The organism is Paraburkholderia sp. DHOC27 (assembly GCF_003429005.1).
Classification (GTDB): Bacteria; Pseudomonadota; Gammaproteobacteria; order Burkholderiales; family Burkholderiaceae; genus Paraburkholderia.
In genome coordinates, this window is record NZ_QVQV01000007.1 from 276012 (window position 1) to 295676 (window position 19665).

A 19665-nucleotide genomic window follows, 5' to 3' on the forward strand; every position below is an offset into this window, starting at 1 on the left:
CCAGAACCCCGGAGAATTTGTAATGCCATTCGTGACCTTCACCGTCCGACGCGGACTCGACCGTGCCGACAAGTTGCAGTTGTCGGCGGCGATGATAGAAGCCCAAGTGGCCGCTGGTTTTCAGCGAGAGGATCTGTTTCATCGTTTTATCGACGTCGACCCTGACGATCTTCTGGCAGATCCCCGCTACCCCAACTACACCGCTGACAGAACCGACCGGTTCCTGGTCGTCGAGGTCGTCATTTCAAAAGGAAGGCCGAAAGCTACTGCTGACCTTATCGCTGATGAAGCAATCAGGCAATTCGGCGAGCGCCTGCAGCTAGCGCCTCGCGACGTCTTGTTTGTCTTCCATGAAGTGGACCCGGAACTCCCTCGCTTCCCTGCTGAAACGCTCATCCCGAAGGCGACGGCCGACGCCTAAGCCATCGAAACACGACCCGCTCGTAGAAGCGACGAAAGCACTGCTCTAGGAAGTCGGCTACGAGGCCATGTCGCCTCGTGACATTCAGGCTCGACGCCGCCAGCGCCGGGTCGCCTCTATCACCATTTCCCGTCGAAGCTTGCGATTGCGGAGACGGCGCTGGCAGAGGCGGCCGAGGAGGAAATCGGACGTCTCGATGAAATTTTCGCGGCCGATATCCCACCGCTGGAAGCTCTCCGCCACTACCCGCCGGGCCGCCGATGGAATCCTGGCTCTGCTTCCCGAACTGTCTCCATCGAAATGAATCGGTGAGGTGAACATCGCTGTAGCGTCTTTTAGTACATCGTCCATGAACCGCCTCCCCCGAAGCGCCCTACGCAGCGTGGTGAGCGAACGAGCCAATGCTCTCCACGGCGATAATTCTTACTATCAGGGTTGAGATGCGTTCCGATTGCGCGTCCTCGCTCCTGGCTGCCGCGGCGGCATGAGACTGGCACCTTGTGCCTCATCTCGAATCGTTTGGAAACGTCAGGGGTCTCGCCTAGAGTGACAAACTCCACCTTCACAGCACCCATGCCGCGATATCGCTTGCGCGCCAGTATGTCGCTTACAGTCAGACGATATACGGTGGTCGCATGCTGGCACGTTCGGCGGTACAAACTGACCCACTTCTGCTGGTCGTGCCATTGGCACTACAACGGCAGGTATCAGAGATGAACGGCTACTCATCATAAGAGTTTGCGCCGTAGCCTTCACGGCTTTCTCATGCGAGATACTTATTAAGGGTCGGGGCTTTCTGTGCGAAGGGTGCGTCGGCCGTCACGTTATTGGGGACGAACGCGTTGTCTGCAGACATCGCCCGGACCAGTTCTAACGCGCCCGAAACCCCACCGGATATGGCTCTTCCGGACCAAACTGTATTGAGCCTGCGCCCGAAGACGTCTCGATTGTGACCCTCGGCAGTAAATGCACTTCCTTCAAATGACCGTGGAACGGTTGCCGATTGCGAGTCGAACGCAAACTTATATGACGCGCCACCTTTAATATACTGCGTACCGCTTTGACGAGTGAACATGAAGTCGAAACTAGCAACGTTCGCTCCAGGTCGAATGGAGAAAAACGACGAGTCGGATTCAAATGAACGGGATTTAGCTTCGAATTTACCGTTTGCGAATCCGAATACATGGCCAAATACTTTCAGCTCAGTTCCACTGAGTTCGATTCGGATGACTGCACAATCAGTTAATGTCCCGGCTGCGTCGCAAGCGACGGAGATCCAAGCTCCTTCAATATCATTGCGCCACAGCGCACTCCACGGCGCCGCGTCTTCAGCAAGCACATCCCAATAACGGTCGAAGTAGTCGATAACTGAACTATCTGTCGTCCGAAAAACAGGATGTGCATCCGATGAAAACAATCCAAAGCCGAACCACACCTCACGCTTGTCAAATAGAACCATATTCACGGTAGGCACTGCCTTTGTAAGTAGCGGTCTATAATTTACGCTCCATTTGTCTTTCGTCTTTTGGATCGCCTCTACAAAGTTCCGGCATTTCTCTGCGTTCTGCGTGTTCTCGGAGATCAAATCGTGCCAGACGCCGTCATTGGATAACGTCTTGTCCAGAACGGCAAATCTCCTCTCAACGTTCGACTTTGAAAGATAGTTTTCGATTTCGTCTGAAGGTAGATTTGAGAACACCAAGGTATTCTTAACAATGCTCGCGGACTGTGCAGCCAATATCAGATCCTTATAGTGTGTGGATACGATACCCGCTGCTGTTCCCATTGGCTCAAGCACAGGGAACGACTTACTCCGTTCTATTTTAGCCAATAGCCGCGTAACTTCAATCGAGCGTACCTCCAGCGTTACTAGGATTTGGACAATAAGCACACCCAAAAATACCGCCAGCGCGGCAAACGCTGCTATCGCTTGCCACATGTGCTCCTGAAGCTTTTCCAAGTCAGTATGACCAAAGAACGGCGAACTAAAGGATGCGTAGAAGATGAGCAGCGCAACCAAAGCGCCCAACAGCGGAATTCCCCACGCTACAAGATGCCTTTTCATTTACTCACTCCAGTCGGACCTCTTCGAGACTGCAGCTCTATCGAACCCCAAATAGACGGAGATTCGTCGGGAAATAGAGGAAGCTAAAGCAACGAACGCCTTGAATGTGTGCGCTAGCGCACGTTTATATGAGTATCATCCCCATCCCCGCACCGGCTCTGCATCGAAACACCAGCGCGCAGTCAGAAGAAGTCGAAAGGTCGTGCGACGAACGACAGTTATCGGGCCGATGACAGTCGCCTGAACGTTTGAGTGCGGATACGGGCGAACGGCGGCTCGTGGCCAGCTGCCGACCCACTTAACCTGCCTTTGCAGCTTCAAGAAAAGACCGAGCGACAAAGCTTTCGAGAGTAAGCGAGGTCATGGGCTGACTTGCGCCCTTGGGCTGACTTGCGCCCTTGGGCCGACACGGCCCCAACCCGCAACACCTGGCAGTTGTCGGGGACAGCATCCATAGGATGACTTACGAAGTGCAGGAAGCGACAACCTACCGTGGAAAAGAAATGCCGCCGATCGCACACAACGAACGCTTAATCGTGCGCAACCAGATACCCAACCGCTCTCCCCAGCCTCAGCAAAAACTACCCCCTACTGCCGCGTTTCCTGCAGATACTTGTGCACGAACGCAATCGCCATGCTGCCCTCGCCGACGGCAGATGCAACCCGTTTCACCGGGCTTAACCGCACATCGCCACAGGCGAATATTCCCGGCACACTCGATTCGAGCAGATAAGGATCGCGAGTGTGCGACCAGCGTCCCGCCTTGACGACGTCGTCTCCCGTCAGCACATAGCCGCGCCCGTTGCTCGCAATTTCATCCGGCAGCCATCCCGTTTCCGCATCGGCGCCGATAAAGACAAACAGGCCCCCGCAATCGTGCCGGCTGACCGTGGCGTTCGCGTTGTCGACCACGTCGATGGCTGTCAGATGCGTCGACCCATACGCGCCGACCACTTCCGCCTGCAACCTGACCGCCACGTTCGACTTCCGGGCAAGCTGCTCGATCAGATAGCGGGACATGCTCTTCTCCAGCGCGTCGCCGCGGATCACGAGCGTGACGAGGCGCGCGTGGCTGGCGAAGTAAAGCGCAGCCTGCCCGGCCGAGTTGCCGCCGCCGATCAGATACACGTCGAGTCCGTGAGTGGCGCCCGCTTCACTGCGCGAGGCGCCGTAGTAGATGCCTTTACCGATGAAGCGGTCGAAGCCCTCGATGGCAAGCCGCCGCCACGTGACGCCTGTCGCGAGGATGAGCGCGCGTGCTCGGATGACGTCGTCGCCATCGAGGTGCACATGCCGCGATTCGACCTCGATGCGTGCCACGGAACGCGTGACCAGAATCTCCGCGCCAAGCCGCTTCGCCTGCAGTAGTGCGCGGTTGGCGAGTTCATCGCCCGACACGCCATTCGGGAAGCCGAGATAGTTTTCGATGCGCGACGAGGTGCCGGCCTGCCCGCCCGGCGCTTCACGCTCGACCACCACGGTGCGCAATCCCTCGGATGCGCCGTAGACGGCCGCTGCGAGCCCTGCCGGGCCCCCGCCGATGATCATCGCGTCGTACTCGGCGAGATGCGGTTTCGTCTGTAGACCGAGGCGCTCGGCGAGTTCGCGTGTGGCTGGCCGATTGAGCAGCGTGCCGTCAGCGAGGCGCAGCGCCGGGCACTCGTGCTCCGAAGGACAGTTTCCGGGCCAGCGCCCCTGTAGTTCGGGCGCATCGGGCGCCATCCAGTCGCAACTGATCTGATTGCGCTCGAGGAACTGGCGCAACCCTGTGCAGGCCGGGTCCCAGCGCGCGCCGACGAGCGTCACACGCGGCTTGGGTGGCTCAGCGGAAAGGCCCTGCAGCCCGCCGATGCGCTCGCGTGCGAGTGCCCCCATCTTCTCCGCGACTTCGGGCGACGACGCTGCAAGCGCGTAATAGTGCTGCGCATCCACCCGCATGACGCGCGACGGCTCCGCGGCGCGATAGGCACCCGGAAACGGCGAACTCAGGGCGAGCGGCACTTCGCCAAAAATGGTTCCGGGCAATCGCCATCCGAGCGTGCGCTCGACACCGTCGAACAGCTTCACGACTTCCATCTTGCCGGCAAGAACGGCGTAGAGCGCGCGCTCTCCCCCTTCGTGAACTGCGAATTCGCCAGTGAAAAGATGTAGGTCGGCCGATGTGTGCGCAAGACTCTCGAGTTCGGCATCGCCGAGCGTCGAGAAGAGCGGAAGCGCGCGGATGTCGTCAATGGTCAGCATGGTTCGTTGGCCCCGGGCGAGCGAAGAATCACGATGCGAGAAGTGAACTGCATTCCGGCATGGCGGGTAGCACGGCGCCCAACCTGAGTGCCTGAACGAACCAAGTATAGGTCCACCCGTCGCGCTCGCGTATCCTGCCCAACCCCGATCACGGCATCAACGTCCGTTGCCTGAGACGGAAACCACCTGACAACACAAATCCGGACAGCAAAATCCGCTTTTCGTGAAGACGAACTTAACTCCACCCCTCCAGCACGACCTTCCCGCGCATCGTCCCACCTTCAACCATCGCGTGAGCCCGCTTCAGATTGGCCGCATTGATCGGCGAGAGCCGCTGCGTTAGTGTGGACTGCAGATGTCCCCGGTCGGCGAGATCCGCGAGGCGGTTCAGAATGCGTCCCTGCAGGCCCATATCGAGCGTGTCGAAGAGCGAGCGCGTGTACATCAGTTCCCAATGAATCGAAACTGACTTCTGCTTGAAAGGCACGATGTCGAGTGTTTTCGGATTGTCGATCAATGCAAAGCGACCCTCCGGCGCGATCAGATCCGCAATGGCAAGGACATGACGATCCGTGTGCGTCGTCGAAAAGACGAAACCCGGCGCGCCGAGGCCAAGCGCATCGAGTTGCGCCTTGAGCGGCCGGGTGTGGTCGATCACATAGTGCGCACCCAGGGCTGCCACCCAGTCGCGTGTTTCAGGCCGGGACGCCGTCGCGATCACGGTCAGGTTCGTAAGTTGGCGCGCGAGTTGAATCGCCATTGAACCCACGCCGCCCGCGCCGCCAATGATCAGGATGGCTGGGCTGCATCCCGCCACGGGCCGGTTGATATCCAGCCGGTCGAACAGCACCTCCCACGCCGTCACGCCGGTCAACGGCAATGCGGCTGCCTCCGCCCAGTCGAGTGAGCGCGGCTTGCGGCCCACCAGACGCTCGTCGATCAAATGGCGTTCCTGGTTGGTGCCCGGCCGTGTGATCGTGCCGGAATACGCAACCTCGTCGCCCGGCTGGAACAAGGTGACGTCCGGACCGACCGCTCGCACGATCCCCGCCGCATCCCAGCCCAGCACCCTGAATCGCTCCGCGACGGGTTGCGCGCTGGCGCGTATCAATACGTCCACCGGGTTGACGGAAACCGCCTTGACCTCGACGAGCAAGTCTCGACCGTTAGCGATCGGCTCCGGCAAGTCGAGATCGATCAGTGCTTCTTCCCGGTCAACGGGACCGGCATGTTCATAGCCTACAGCGCGCATCGCTTTCCCCTGCTTGGAGTGCGGATCATTCGCGACCGTGACGATTCGCGATCGCGCCTGTGGTTCGTTTGCCTGAATTCAATCCCTAGAGTCGCAGCAAGACTTTCCCGCGTCGGGAAGCAGCGGCATTGGCACTGATCGCCTCCGCCACCTTCTCGAGATCGAAAATCGAATCGACTCGCAAGCGGATCACATCGCTCGAGACAAGGCCGAGCAGTTCGCCGATCGCCGCATTGATTTCCTCCGGCGGCGCGGTCTGAAATAGCTTGGTGAACCAGAAGCCCTTGATGAGACCCTCGCGGAAAATGATCTCGCCTTGCGGAATCTGCATGGGTTTGCCGGACATCGCGCCAAACGAAACCAGTACCCCTTTCTCGGCGAGCAGCGACATCAGATCACCCGAGGCCTCACCGCCAACACCATCGACACCCGCGACGATCGGCTTTCCGCCCGCCACCTTCTGCACGTCCTGTTTCCAGTCGGCGCCGGCGGTAGAGACACCGTTGCGGATGCCGAGATCCGCGAGATCCGCAATGGCGCTTTCTTGCCGGACGAGATTGACGACGTTGATGCCTTTCGCCTGCGCGGCCATCGCCAGTGCCGTGGCGACCGCACCGGTGGCCGCATTCTGGGCGATCCACTGGCCGGGTTGCGCGCCCACGAAGCGCAGCAGAAATATCGCACTCAGCGGCATGCCGATCAGTTGCGCGGCGCTCTCGTCGGAGATCGTGTCAGGCACGGGGACGATGGTGCGCGCGTCGGCGAGAAAAAACTCCGCCCACGTACCATGCGCGCCCGCCACGGAAACGCGTTGCCCGATGGTCACGCCTGTTACGCCCTCACCCAGATCGTCGATCGTGCCCACGGCTTCGCTGCCGGCAATCGCAGGGAACGGGGGTTTGTAGCCGTACTGACCCGCGATGGTCATCAGATCATGGTTGTGAACGGCGGACAAAATGGTCTTGATCCTGACCTGGCCAGGGCCGGGATTGGGCGTTGGGCTCGATTTGATCTCGAGCACCGTGGCGGGCTCGCCGAATGATTCGAATACTGCGCTGCGCATAGGATCACCTGTCGAATAGCTTGAAGGGCCCGGAGATTCACCTGTGCCGCGTGTCCTCGGAGTCAAACCAATATAGCTTTCAGGCGACGCTGCCGCGGTCAATCGTCGTTAAGCGTGGTCAACGGTTTCGGCCGCCTGGCGCCTGAAGTTATTCCCGGCTTTCGGGTCCCATCCAGCACGCTTCCTTCATCCGCGATTGCGTTTGTCTGAGGCGATCGAGTAGCGAACGGGCCTTGATCAGATCCGCGTAATCGGGGTCCTTGTCGAATCGTTCGACAAGGGGGCTCAACAGATTGAGTGCTTCCTGACTACGCCCCTCTGCTATCCACTTGTCGCCAAGCGTGAGCGCGGCACGCAGCTCCAAAGCGAGTGCCCCCATTTGCCGCGCTTCGAACAGAGCATCCGTCAGTGAGCGCTCTGCCGCCACCGGGTTGTGGTTGTGCAGGTCGATGAGGCCCTGAACGCGCATGATTTCCGGCAGGCACCATTGTTCACCTTGTGCCACGGCGCCCGCGCGCGCTTCCTTCAAGCTCAGTTCAGCATCGCGAACCTCACCGGCTGAAAGAAGCGCTTCGGACAACATACTTCGATACATGGGCGTGCGGCCAACGAAGTTGCCTTCGACAAGCACACTCAACGCTTCACGCATCTCCGCAATGCCGCCCCCTTTGCCTTGTGCAACCTCTATTGCGCCATGAAAGAAGCGACTGACTGGCCCCCAGATTTCCATGTTTTCGAGCCGGTTATTCTCGTCGAGCGTCGCCTGAAAAGCGGCTGCCTGAGCGTATTTCCCCGACCAGACCGTCACAGGCAAAATCCACAGTGCGAGCGAAGTGGAATGCGATGCGATGTGACCAATTGCAAGCGCGCCATCGACCGCTTCCTGCGCGACATGGGCGGCGCGCGCGGGCGCGCCGGTCAGCCAAAGTGCCAGGGCGAGCGTACCGCGTATCGCGACATAGCGGTCCACCTGGAAGCGGGAAATGCGCGAGCGCTGCGCGATGTGATCGTAGCGGTCGGCGAGTGCGATCAGCCGCTGGAGTGCGCTCCCCAGGCGACCCACGTAGATCTCGCCGTTTGCGAGCAGGCGCAAGCCGTCGGGTGCTGCCGAGTCCTCCGACTGCTCCGACGCGATGGTCCGAAAGCGCTCCAGTTGCGCGATCGCACGATGATGACGCCCGGTGTACATCAGATAGACGGCAAAGCCCCACAAGCCACGCAACTGATATTCGGTGCTCTGTGCCTCCACCGCGAACCGTACGCAATCGAGCCAGGCCGCTTCGGTTTCGGGCACGAGCTGCTGCGAGTGGTTCATGCTCCACGCTCGCGCCGTCGCCAGTTTCATCTTGAGAACCAGCGCGCTGTCACCCATCTCCTGCAATGCCGCGAGCGCATATTCGACCCGAGCACGCGCCTCTTCCATTGACGACAGCTCGTCCCACAGTGGAATGGCTGCCGTGGTCAATCTCACGCCGATCTCGCGATCTCCCGTTGGCCCAAACGCCCAACTGATCGCCTTGCGCAGATCGTCGATTCTGCCCGCGTGCTCGAAGAGCCAGTCCTTGCCCGTGCGCCAGAACCACTCGCTCTCGGCGCGTTCAAAGCGCGCGACGACAAGCAACGCATAACAGCGCAATGCCCGATCTTCCTCGGCTTCGGCGACCAGCCTTTCTGCCGCATAGGCGCGGGTACTTTCGAGCAGGCGGTAGCGAACCGCCGCGTCACGATATTCGGTTGCCACGAGCGATTTCGCAACGAGCTGTGCGAGCCCGTCGACGGTATCGGAAATCGCCAGATCGACGCCCTCTGACAATGCGATCGCATCGTCCTGACTGAAGTAGCCAACGAACACGCTAAGCAGGCGCAAGACCGCCGCCTCGCTGTCCGATAACAGCCGATAGCTCCAGTCCAGCGTTGCGAACAAGGTTTGCTGGCGCACCGGGGCATCGCGAGGCCCGCAACTGAGCACGCGAAACCGCTGCTCGAGCATTGTCAGCAGCCGCGCGGGATCACTGCCCGTCATCTTGCCCGCAGCCAGTTCGACTGCCAGCGCGTTGCCATCCAGCCGCTGGCAGATGGCCACGACAGTGGGCACGTCCGCGTCCGCGAATACATAGTCGCTGCGCTGCGCCGCACGCGTGACAAACAGCTCGATGGCCGGAAACTTCAGCGCCTCAGACGCCGTGATACCCTCTTGATGATTTGGGACGCCGAGCGGCGATAACCGGTACACCTGCTCTTTGGCGGTGCGCAGCGGTTCCAGACTCGTCGCGAGAATGCTGACACCGCGTGCGGTTTCGAGAATTTGCGCCGCTGCCGACGCCACCGCGAAAGACAGATGCTCGCAATTGTCGAGCACAAGCAGCAGTTGCCGATCACGCAGTGCTGCAATCACACCGGAGAGCAGATCACGCGCGCGCAGTTGCGTGCCCAGCGCGGTCGCGATGGCCGCAGCAACGTATTGCGGAGCGCCAACCGTGGAGAGGTCGACGAAGCAGACCCCGTTCTCATAGCGAAACTTCACCTGATGGGCGACGGCGAGCGCCACCGTCGTCTTGCCCGCTCCGCCCGCACCAACGATGGTCACACACCGGTTGTTCTGCAATTGCGCGGCGAGAAACCCGATCTCATCCGTGCGTCCAATGGTGTGATGCGGCTCAGGAAGATTGTTGAAGAACGACGCCGGGCCAGCATGCGACGAACCTGGCATCGCCGCCAACTCGACCCGCACTGGCATGACGAAGCGATACCCTCGCCCCGGATTGGTCGCGATATGGGCCACACCGGGCGAACCCTCGGAAAGCGCGCGACGCAGTATCGCGACATTGACCTTGAGATTGCCCTCGGAAACGATCGTATCGGGCCAGACGAATTTCGTCAGGTCCTCTTTGGAAACCAGCTCACCCGCGCGTTGCACCAGCAGCGAAAGGATATCGAGCGCTCTCGCACCCACTGAAACCGGCGCGCCGTTGCGAAGGAGAAGTTGCCGGCCTGGAGAAAATCTGAATGCGCCGAACACGTACATTCGGTCGTCTCGATCGCGTGGGCTAAATTCCATGTATTCGTACTATGAGAAGTCCAACGTTTGAGAGCGCGCAATCGCGGTCAATCGCAGTGCGTCGGCCGCGCGCCGCCAGCCAGGCGACCAGGGCATGCAAGTGTACCCAGGCAACGTGAGCGCAGACGAGCCACGCCACGGCCTCGAGGCAACGATTAAAGGGGCTGCGGAAAACGGCCTTTACAGCTCTCGTGGATGACAAAGCTGAGCGACGCGCGCGGGCCGAATCTCCCACTCAACGGCGTGCCGTATCCTGCCGTGAGGCACATCGGTAGCGACGCGCCTATTGTCAAACACAACGCGCGGTTTGAATTTCTCATTCTCACGCCGCATTGCCGATACGCACGATGTGTGCCCTGAAGATCGCCCCGAAATCCGTTCGGGTTGTGGAGTTGCACACCAGACCGACGATTGGCCGGCGTGCTTGCCTTGTTTGAGGCAACGGACGCTTACGCCGCAGCCCTTGCGCGATCCAGCGCCTTGGATGGGCCACGCACGCGCATTACATTCGGCACGGTCGGACTATCAAGCGGTTTCGACGACCGCGGAAAGATTAGCGTTGGGACGGTTGAGTAGCTCGTCAATAGAAGTCAATTCTGGTTAGTGCGTGTGCTGGACCGCCGCTGGCTGCGCCCGTCGAGCCCCAAAGTGGACCAAATCACAGACCTGGCGCCGACGTGCGAAAATCGACCTTCTTTACCTGTCACCCACAACCGGAGCACGCATGACAACGCTTCTTACCGTTTCTTTGATCGAGGAAAATGGCCAGATCTCGATTAACTACGAAAACGGCGATCCAACTTCGTTGGTCAAGCCTGAAACCATCGAGCAGTTGATCGAGGTACTTGCGCAAATGCGCGCCTCGATGGCGCCCGCGCGCGTTCCCGTCGAGCCGCAAGCCGGGCAGCCCATGCAGGCGGTTCCGGATCCGCGCTGGTACGTCGGCAATGCTTTGAATACACCGCATGCATTTGTCTCTTTGCATCATCCGGGATTTGGGTGGACGCCGTACGCGCTACCGCTTGTCAGCGCAAAAGCGTTTCACGAGCAACTGGCCCATGCGATCGCCGCCATCGAGGAGCAGCCCGGCGAGGAGTGAAACGAAATTGATGGACGGCGCAGGAGCCTTTCATCCTCGCGCCGTACGAATCTGTGTTGCGGCTGGCCGCGCATCTCGTGATTGCCGCGCCCAGCTACAAAGCCATGCAGCCAGCCAGACGGGCGAAGCAATACCTTAGTCTAATTGTCGTGAATGCACGGATATGATCTATTGGCGACTACGCGACGTATCGAAGCAGTCTTTCGTCGTCCTATTCAAGGGTGGCCGAATCCATGCGGCGCCCCGCGTAATTTTCCCCCGTGCATGCATGACAGGAGAGTCTCGATGGCGTTCAAATTCACCCCTCGCAATCCCGAGATGCAGCTCGACAAGCCACACACCGCACTCGTCGTCACTGATCTGCAGAACGAGTTTCTGCAGCCCGCCACGGGCACCTACTACGAGATGATCGAAGACACGCTCAAGGCGCGGAACGTGGTGGGGAATCTGGAGTCGCTGCTGAAGACGGCGCAGGAACTCGGCTATTACATCATTCATTCGCCGCACTACTACTATCCCAGCGACGCGCAGTGGAACGTGCCGCCGGGCGCCCTTGGCGACTATCTGATTAGTATCGGCTTCTGCGGCAGAAACAATCCGTGGAATGAGAGTTTTGAATGGGACCTCAAAGACTTCAAGGGTCAACGTGCCGATTTTTATGAGCCGTTCAAAAAGTATCTAATGGACGGTCACACCTGCAACTGCTCGCCGCATAAACATATGAGCACGGAGTCGAACGACGTGGTCAAGCAGTTGCGCATGCGCGGTGTGAAGAAGCTCATCATGGCCGGTCCAGCGGGCAATATCTGTCTGGAAGCTCACATGCGCGATCTGATCGAGGCCGGCTTCGAAATCGCGATGGTCCGCGACGCCGCAGGCGCCATCTCGAACGAGGAAGGCGACGGTTACGCAGGTCAGATGAATGTCTGGCGATTCCTCGCCAACGCGTTGTGGACTACCGAAGAAACGATCGCCAAGATGAAGGCGGCCGCTGTGGCGTAATGGCGGCACCACAGCGCCACCCACCTCGCGCACAAACTATGCGGCCTCGCCGATCGCCTTCACATGGGCTAACTCTCTTTTCGGCGGGGCGCCGAACATTCGCGCGTATTCGCGGCTGAATTGCGACGCACTTTCGTAGCCGACCTCAAAGGCGGCAGCCTGCACGCTCATGGACTGCGACAGCAGCAGTCTGCGTGCTTCCAGCAAGCGCAACTGCTTCTGGTACTGCAACGGCGGCAAACCCGTGAGCGCCTTGAATTGCCGGTGAAACGCCGACTCGCTGAGCTGCGCGATTTTGGCGAGCTCCTCCACTCGCACGGGCTGCGCATAATTTGCCCGCAGATTGTCGACCGCGTGCGCGAGCTTGTGCGAAGGGCTCTGGATTGACGCAAGCTTCGCCACCTCGGCGCCATTGGGTCCGGCGAGCAGCCAGTAGCCGATCTCCCGCATGATCATCGGCAAGAGGACGGCGGAGGCCTCGGGCGTGTCGAGCAGTTGCACGACGCGCAGTGCGCAGTCCGCCAAAGGTCCGTCGAAATGGGCGACGAATACGCCGCGGCTTGCATCGCCCGACGGCGCTGGCGCATTCGCCATTTCACTGGCCACCGTGCGGATCATCGCGAGATCCAGTTGCAAAAGCAGAACCAGGCAAGGTTTGTCGGGGCTCGCTTCGAACACCCGCCCCGTGGATGGCGTTTGAACGCCAATGACCAGCGCCTGCCCCGCCCGATATTCGAGCTGCGCGCCGCCGAAACTTGCCCACTTCGCGCCTTGGGCAACGATGCACAAAGCGGGGCTCGCCGAGCGCAATGTCGGCGGTTTTGGCTGATCCGAGCGAAGAATGTAGACGCCCTCGAGCGGCGTCGCGTACGGGCTCGTACCTGGACATCTTTCGGTGTAGCGAAGCAAGGCGGTGGCCAACGGGTTCGGCATGGCTGATGGGAATGCTAAGGAGAGGGGTTGGTCCATCATAGGACAGCCGGGCAGGATCAGGCAATAACCGGGTAGCTTCGGGCATTCACGCGGCGAGGATGCGAGCGGAGAATTCAAGCTAATCCAGCCAACCAGAGGTGTCAGATGACTACGACCAGCGCTAACCGCACCGGTTCGAAGATTGCGATCGTTACCGGCGGAAGCCGTGGCATTGGTCGCGATACGGTACTGCGACTCGCCGCTCGCGGCGTCGACTCGGTTTTCACCTACAACGCCAATCAGGCCGAAGCCGACAAGGTCCGTGCACTCGTCACGGAGGCGGGCGCGAAGGCGATTGCGCTGCAGTTGAGCGTAGAGAACGCCGCCACCTTCGACGCTTTCGTCATGCGTGTGCGTGAAGCGCTCGATAGCTGGGGGGCGAAGCGCTTCGATTATCTGGTGAACAATGCCGGCACGTCTTCCGCGTCAAGCTTCGAGTCGGGCACCGAAGCCGAGCTCGACGCGCAGTTCGCGGTTCATTTCAAGGCGCCGTTCCTGCTCACGCAAAAGCTTCTGCCCCTGATCAATGACGGGGGACGCATTGTCAACATCTCGTCGGGTCTCGCGCGTTTCACGTTTCCGGGGCGCGCCATTTACGGCCCGATGAAAGCCGCCGTCGAAGCCTTGACGCGTTACATGGCGCTCGAACTGGGGCCACGCCGTATCACGGTGAACGTCGTCGCACCGGGTGCGATAGCGACCGATTTCAGCGGCGGCATGGTGCGTGACAATCCACAGGTCAACAAAGCGGTCGCTGACCACACCGCGCTGGGGCGCGTCGGTTTGCCGACCGATGTCGGCCCGGTGATCGCGGCACTGCTCTCGGACGAGTTCGGATGGGTCAACGCGCAGCGGATCGAAGTGGCGGGCGGCATTCATATCTGATGCCCACTTGCGCCGCCGGGTCCGTGCTTATCCTCAAGGCGGATTTCCGCCTTGAGAGCCTCATCGACGGTCCCGGCACTACTTCCTGATCGTTTGCTGTTGACCGAACTGGGGAATCAGTCCAAACAGATCGGCGATGTCCGGCAAATTCTCGACACCGACAAATGCCGCCTGCTCGTCGATCGTCAGGAGTGCAAATCCATGCACGAGCGACCACACCCCCACCGACCCGCGCACGGCCGTTCCGGGATCCCCCCCGGTAACGCCCAGGTATTCATCATAGGCGCTGGCGAGACGTGAAAATGCCATGCCAGCGGATTCACGAAGCTCGTCGTAGGTAGCGTAAGCGTGCTGCGGCATGCGAAACATCAGCCGATAAGTGTGTGGGTCACTGCGAGCAAAACTCACATAGGCTTCGGCCAGGCGCAGCAGCGCGGGCGACGTTCTGCGACGCCGCAGAGCGCCTTCAAACGCTCGCGACAGCTCCTGGAAACCCTGAGCAGCCATCGCGGCAAGTAAAGCCTCCTTGCTGGCAAAGTGCCGGTATGGCGCCGCGGTACTGACCCCCGCTTCCCGCGCTGCCTCCCGTAGCGAGAGCGCGTCGACACCCCGGGCGGCCAGCAGCCGTCTCCCGGCCGTGATCAGCGCATTTTGCAGATCACCGTGGTGATAATCCGAACGTGGATGCCGGTTCAAGTTGATCCCATCTGTTGTTGACACCGCTAACATCATAGACTAGGCTTGAATGTAAGCGGTGGTAACATCTATCCGGGAGGCTCTCTTGGTTGCCACACCTCCTCCTGTAAATACCCGCGCGCTGACGATGTCCTGCTGCAGGACTCTGGCGGAAATCAGGCGTGAAAGCCCCCTGCTCTTCTGGGCAGGCGTGGGCCTGTTGACCGCGACGATACTCACATACCTCCTCTCCTGGGTCGACCCTCAGACTTTCAACGGCATCGACGCGTACGACAAACCGTTAAAGTTCCAGCTCTCTCTTGCCACGTACCTGCTGACACTCGGCTGGATGCGCCGCTATCTGTCCCCCACCGGAATGCAGGGGCGCAGTGTGTATTTCATTTCCGAAGTACCTTGCGCTATGGCATGGCTGGAGATGCTGTACATCCTCTGGCGAGCATCGCGTGGCCAAGCTTCGCACTTCAACATCAGCACAGCGCTCGGCAGCGCGCTCTATTCGCTGATGGGGGTCGGCGCGGGCGCGCTGCTCGCAGGTAGCGCAGTACTGGCTGTCATGCTTGCGCACCACCCGCGCGAGCGTCTGGACCCCGCTTATCTGCTGGCCGTGCGCGCGAGTTTGTGGATGACCGTCATACTGGGTGGCTTCGCGGGCGTGTTCATGAGCATGCACATGAGCCACTGGATTGGTGGCGTCGCAAGCGATGCGAACGGGCTCCCGCTACTGCAATGGTCTCGCACCGGAGGCGACCTTCGCGAAGCGCACTTCCTGGGCATTCACGCCATGCAGATCGTCCCTATGCTTGCCGCGCTGATTACGCGTGATCGCAACCGCCCACGCGCACACCGCAACGTACGCCTGCTTTGTCTGATCTATGCAGTGACCACCGTCGCGACCTTCCTGCAGGCGCTGGCGGCCGTGCCGCCACTCATCGGATTTTAAGCACGTGCGTCAATCTCAACGACCGCCTGTTCACAGCTTTTGAGAGCCTCGTGCGTACAGCGCGACTGCACGATGCAATGAGCCATGAATGCCGCTCATTCCTCGCCCCTGCGTAAAACAGTTTTACATACATCTATTTACGGGTTTTCTGGCAGATTTGCCACGCTGGCGCCAGAATTTCGACATGCTAACCACGCTAAACTCAACGCAAGTTGTTGAATGAAGCCAGCGCGATACTTCCGTTGGTCAACTAACTTATTTATCGTTAAACCTCAGGACTTTTAGCCATGATTCGAATCGTATCTCTCGCTGCAATGCTTTCTCTGGCCGCTCTGGCATCGCCCGCTTTCGCGCAGCAAACTGCAGACGGCACGACGTCGGTGTCCGCACCGTCCGCTTCCGCTTCGAACCAGGATTCCGGTGTGGGTGGTGTTGCCGCCGGTGCGTCGCAAGGCCAAGCCGGCGCAGTGAGCGGAGAGCTCACGCGCGCGGAAGTTAAACAGCAACTCGTCGAAGCTGAACGTGATGGTGAACTCGCGCGCCTGAACTCGACCCTGTACCGGGGCCAGTGATTTTGTCGAAGATGTTGAATTGATGCGGACGGTCTTGTGAAAGGAAGGATGGGGCCTAAACGGCCTTTACCACTGTCTCGACCGTGGGTCGAAGCGGGCGCTTCGACCCATCAATGAAGCCCGGCTACCTTGCGGTATCGCCGGGCTCATTGTTTTTTCCGGTGAGCATCCTGAAAGAAGTTTGGTACGAGACGTAGACGGAGCGTTACTTGTGCCACACCGACTTGTTCAACACGACGACCAACTGCGTGATTTCACCGCCATCCACTGAAAAGTAATAGCTGAGGATGAGAGGGTCAGGCAGGTTCGACTTGTCGAAGTCGCCGTCCACGCGCGCGTGAACGACAATTCCTGCGCGATGCCGATACGCCTTCTCGACCTGCATCGTCAGATGGTCGCCGAAAACCTCCTTGTCGGCCCACGCGCGGATCGCGTCGCGTCCAACGAACTCTCGCTTGGCATCATTGAGCAGTGCGTCAGAGGCGAACGTTGCGATGAATGTGTCGCGCTCAGCATGGTTGTGTGCGTCTATCCAGCGGGCAATCACGTCGGGCAATGTGTGGGTGATGTCTTCCATAACGTTCTCCTGTTCTCCTGAAGTGGCAAACCCGATCTTAGGTGACGCTTCTGTCAGTTCCTGTCAGGAGGCGAGATCGCGCTTTGTGTGCGGGTGTACGCTGGTGACGGCTACAATCACACAGATACCGTCGGTTGATCCGCCGACAATCCAAACACCGTTGAAGCGGAGTTCTGCATGGCACGTTCGGGGCGGCTACTGCGCCTGACCGAAATACTGCGCACGCGGCGTCGCGCGGTAACCGCGGCACAACTGGCAGCCGAACTGGTCGTGTCCGAGCGGACCATCTATCGCGATGTCGCCGAGTTGATGGCACAGGGCGTACCCATTGAAGGCGGCGCCGGAGTCGGCTATGTGCTGAAGCGCGGCCATTTTCTGCCACCGCTGATGTTCGCGCGTGAGGAACTGGAAGCGATTTTGCTGGGTCTGCGCTACGTCGACCAGCGCGGCGACGACGTGCTGAAGAATGCCTCGGCCAGTGCGCTCGCCAAGATCGCCGCCGTGCTGCCGCCCCATGCAGATACGACGCTGGAGATGCCGCTGGCAATGCCCGGCCCTCCCGTGGCGTCGTTTCCCGAGAACGCGGTAGAACTCGACATTTTGCGGGCGGCCATTCACGCGCAGCGCCGTCTCGAGATTGTCTACGCCGATGCAACCGGGAAGCGCACGCGGCGTGTGGTCTGGCCGGTGCAGATCGGCTTTATGGAGAGCGCACGCGTTCTTGCCGCCTGGTGCGAACTACGGGAATCGTTCAGGACATTCCGGACTGACCGGATCATCGAGGCGACCGAGGGCTCGCGTTATCCCGGCCGCCGCGCTGAACTCATGCGCCAGTTGCGCGAGAATCTGGCTCTCTCGACCTACGCGCAAACGGATCGCAAAGACTAAGCTCCGCTTCATCGAATGAGCGATGTCGTCAGTCACCCACTTCGTTTTCAAGCACACCGAGGTTCTCGATTTCGATCCGGATCACGTCGCCCTTTTGCAGAAACCGGGGAGGCTTAAAGCCAATTCCGACGCCTGCAGGCGTCCCCGTCGCGATGACGTCGCCCGGATGCAATTCGATCCCTGCGGACAGGGTCTCGATGAGCGTCGGGATATCGAAAATCAATCGTGATGTATTCGAATTCTGGCGCAAGTCTCCGTTGACCCAGCATTTGACATTGACATGTTGTCCGTTAACCTCGTCTGCCGTGACGAGGTAAGGCCCCATCGGACAGAAGCCATCGAGCGATTTGCCCAGGAACCACTGGCGGTGGCGTTGCTGAAGATCCCGGGCCGTGACGTCGTTGATGATGGTATAGCCGAATACGTGATTCATCGCGTCAGCCTTCTTGATGCCGAGGCCTCCCTTTCCGATCACGACACCTAGCTCTGCCTCGTAATCGAGTTGACTCGACACGTTCGAATGCCGGGGAATCTGGACACCGTGGCCAATGATCGTCGACGCGGGTTTGCTGAAATAAACCGGTGCCTCAGGCGCGTGCTCGCCGTTCTTTGCGCTGCTATCAAAACCCGAATTCTGAAACTCAGCAGCATGCTCATGATAGTTCTTGCCGACGCAGAAGACGTTGCGGCGCGGTTGGTCGATTGGCGCAAGCAATCTTGCCCCCGACAATGGCAGCCCTGCCGCGCCTGGTCGAAGGTCCTGATAGCGATGGTGGAACTGCTGAATCAGTTGGACCATATCGCCGTTAAACCCTGGGACCAGATCGCTGACTGGCCAGTAGCGTTGTTCGATCGTATCGACGACGGCGACAAACGTTTGTCCCGCCACATTCAGATTTGCGAGTTTCATAGTGACAATGGGTACTGCCTGGTTGGGGTTAGTTCATGTTCATGTTCATGTTCAGGTGCGGCGCTGCGTACACGCAGGATGCTGTGCGGCGCTTACGTGAAGAGCTTCACCACACCCGTCATGTTGTCGTGGCCGAATCCTCGTTCCACGGCGGTACGAAATACATTCCGCGCGGCGCTGATCGTCGGCGCGGCAGACTCGGAGCCAGCGGTCTGCACCGTATAGGCGAAGTCCTTCTCGATGAGATCCACAGGAAACTGCGGCGCGAAATTTCCCGCGAGCATCAGACTGGATACACGCCCCGCTACCACGTTCCACACCGGCGTTTTCGCAACGGCGTCGAGCACACGCTCAACGTCTGAGCCTGAACGCTTTAGCATGCCAATCAGCTCTGCAAGGGCGGTCACCTGAATGCCGAGCAGCGTATTCGCAGTCAATTTCGTCAACGCAGCGGTGCCAATCGCGCCAACGTGATGCAGGGATGACCCCACCACCTTGAGTACCGGCTCCGCGCGCGCCAGAACATCGGGTTTGCCACCCACGAAGTAGGTCAGTTGCGCGGCTTCAGCCTGCGGCGTGCTGCCGACAACCGGCGCTTCCAGAAGCGATATCGAGCGCTCGGCCATCCTTGCTTCCAGTTCACGGATCCATTCGGCCGTTACCGTCGAACTCTCGATGGCGATAGCGTCCGCAGACATGCCTCGTAACGCCCCATTCTCTTCATCTAGCCATACTTGTCGCGACGCATCGTTGTCCCGCACCATCGCGACCACGAAGTCCGCACCGCTGGACGCTTCCCGCGGCGTTCGCGCCAGGTGCGCGCCGGCATCCACCACGCGCTGAGCCGCAGCCGGTCCACGGTTCCACACCGTGACTTGATGACCCGCCTTGATAAGGTTGATCGCCATGCGCGATCCCATCGCACCCATTCCGAGTACCGATATCTTTGCCATGATGACATTCCTGTAGGAATACGAAATACGCTTAACCAACCCAGGCCTATTTGTTCACGCCCTGAACGTTA

At 59.8% G+C, this 19665-nt stretch carries 18 protein-coding genes; 7 read left to right on the forward strand and 11 right to left on the reverse strand.

Features of this window, described 5'->3' with window-relative positions:
* Window positions 1–22 precede the first annotated feature (22 nt).
* Window positions 23–421 (forward strand): tautomerase family protein, encoded by a 399-nt coding sequence (locus tag D0B32_RS22800; RefSeq protein WP_117336558.1) that lies wholly within the window; start codon window positions 23–25, stop codon window positions 419–421.
* Between the two features lie 84 nt (window positions 422–505).
* On the opposite strand, the gene D0B32_RS22805 is transcribed toward D0B32_RS22800, so the two are convergent.
* The 6 genes from D0B32_RS22805 to D0B32_RS22830 all read right to left on the reverse strand — a co-directional run bounded on the left by D0B32_RS22805 (window position 506) and on the right by D0B32_RS22830 (window position 9995).
* A complete protein-coding gene (locus D0B32_RS22805; protein ID WP_117336559.1) occupies window positions 506–772 on the reverse strand; it encodes a hypothetical protein in 267 nt (88 codons plus the stop codon).
* Between the two features lie 412 nt (window positions 773–1184).
* A complete protein-coding gene (locus D0B32_RS22810; RefSeq protein WP_117336560.1) occupies window positions 1185–2486 on the reverse strand; it encodes a hypothetical protein in 1302 nt (433 codons plus the stop codon).
* A gap of 588 nt (window positions 2487–3074) precedes the next feature.
* Complete coding sequence (locus D0B32_RS22815; protein ID WP_117336561.1) at window positions 3075–4727, reverse strand: cyclic nucleotide-binding domain-containing thioredoxin-disulfide reductase; 1653 nt, start codon at window positions 4725–4727, stop codon at window positions 3075–3077.
* A gap of 235 nt (window positions 4728–4962) precedes the next feature.
* Window positions 4963–5979 (reverse strand): zinc-binding alcohol dehydrogenase family protein, encoded by a 1017-nt coding sequence (locus D0B32_RS22820; protein ID WP_117336562.1) that lies wholly within the window; start codon window positions 5977–5979, stop codon window positions 4963–4965.
* Between the two features lie 85 nt (window positions 5980–6064).
* Window positions 6065–7042, reverse strand: coding sequence for a zinc-binding dehydrogenase (locus D0B32_RS22825; protein WP_117336563.1), 978 nt, complete (start codon window positions 7040–7042; stop codon window positions 6065–6067).
* Window positions 7043–7190: 148 nt separating this feature from the next.
* Window positions 7191–9995 carry a winged helix-turn-helix domain-containing protein gene (locus D0B32_RS22830; protein ID WP_181969877.1) on the reverse strand — a complete coding sequence of 935 codons (2805 nt, stop codon included), beginning with the start codon at window positions 9993–9995 and terminating at the stop codon, window positions 7191–7193.
* Window positions 9996–10824: 829 nt separating this feature from the next.
* On the opposite strand from D0B32_RS22830, the gene D0B32_RS22835 reads away from it, so the two are divergent.
* A complete protein-coding gene (locus tag D0B32_RS22835; protein WP_117336565.1) occupies window positions 10825–11199 on the forward strand; it encodes a hypothetical protein in 375 nt (124 codons plus the stop codon).
* Window positions 11200–11484: 285 nt separating this feature from the next.
* Window positions 11485–12201 carry an isochorismatase family cysteine hydrolase gene (locus D0B32_RS22840; RefSeq protein ID WP_117336566.1) on the forward strand — a complete coding sequence of 239 codons (717 nt, stop codon included), beginning with the start codon at window positions 11485–11487 and terminating at the stop codon, window positions 12199–12201.
* Between the two features lie 36 nt (window positions 12202–12237).
* Here the strand turns inward: D0B32_RS22840 and D0B32_RS22845 are convergent, their stop codons facing one another.
* A complete protein-coding gene (locus D0B32_RS22845; RefSeq protein ID WP_259295104.1) occupies window positions 12238–13173 on the reverse strand; it encodes an AraC family transcriptional regulator in 936 nt (311 codons plus the stop codon).
* A gap of 105 nt (window positions 13174–13278) precedes the next feature.
* Between D0B32_RS22845 and D0B32_RS22850 the strand changes: the two genes are divergently transcribed.
* A complete protein-coding gene (locus tag D0B32_RS22850) occupies window positions 13279–14058 on the forward strand; it encodes an SDR family NAD(P)-dependent oxidoreductase (protein WP_117336568.1) in 780 nt (259 codons plus the stop codon).
* 78 nt (window positions 14059–14136) lie between these two features.
* On the opposite strand, the gene D0B32_RS22855 is transcribed toward D0B32_RS22850, so the two are convergent.
* Window positions 14137–14778 (reverse strand): TetR/AcrR family transcriptional regulator, encoded by a 642-nt coding sequence (locus D0B32_RS22855; protein ID WP_220444953.1) that lies wholly within the window; start codon window positions 14776–14778, stop codon window positions 14137–14139.
* 61 nt (window positions 14779–14839) lie between these two features.
* Here D0B32_RS22855 and D0B32_RS22860 point away from each other — a divergent pair, with 61 nt between their 5' ends.
* Both D0B32_RS22860 and D0B32_RS22865 read left to right on the forward strand, forming a co-directional pair.
* The gene (locus D0B32_RS22860; RefSeq protein ID WP_147329557.1) at window positions 14840–15694 is read left to right on the forward strand and encodes a hypothetical protein; all 855 of its coding nucleotides are present in this window, start codon (window positions 14840–14842) and stop codon (window positions 15692–15694) included.
* Between the two features lie 287 nt (window positions 15695–15981).
* Window positions 15982–16266: a hypothetical protein gene (locus D0B32_RS22865; RefSeq protein WP_147329558.1), complete on the forward strand. Its 285-nt coding sequence runs from the start codon at window positions 15982–15984 to the stop codon at window positions 16264–16266.
* A gap of 205 nt (window positions 16267–16471) precedes the next feature.
* On the opposite strand, the gene D0B32_RS22870 is transcribed toward D0B32_RS22865, so the two are convergent.
* The gene (locus tag D0B32_RS22870) at window positions 16472–16843 is read right to left on the reverse strand and encodes a nuclear transport factor 2 family protein (protein WP_117336572.1); all 372 of its coding nucleotides are present in this window, start codon (window positions 16841–16843) and stop codon (window positions 16472–16474) included.
* 177 nt (window positions 16844–17020) lie between these two features.
* On the opposite strand from D0B32_RS22870, the gene D0B32_RS22875 reads away from it, so the two are divergent.
* Window positions 17021–17731, forward strand: a complete 711-nt coding sequence (locus D0B32_RS22875; RefSeq protein WP_117336573.1) for a YafY family protein — start codon at window positions 17021–17023, stop codon at window positions 17729–17731.
* A 28-nt stretch (window positions 17732–17759) separates the two neighbouring features.
* Here D0B32_RS22875 and D0B32_RS22880 read toward each other — a convergent pair whose 3' ends face one another.
* Window positions 17760–18641 (reverse strand): fumarylacetoacetate hydrolase family protein, encoded by an 882-nt coding sequence (locus D0B32_RS22880; RefSeq protein ID WP_117336574.1) that lies wholly within the window; start codon window positions 18639–18641, stop codon window positions 17760–17762.
* 92 nt (window positions 18642–18733) lie between these two features.
* A complete protein-coding gene (locus D0B32_RS22885) occupies window positions 18734–19594 on the reverse strand; it encodes an NAD(P)-dependent oxidoreductase (RefSeq protein WP_117336575.1) in 861 nt (286 codons plus the stop codon).
* Between the last annotated feature and the right edge of the window lie 71 nt (window positions 19595–19665).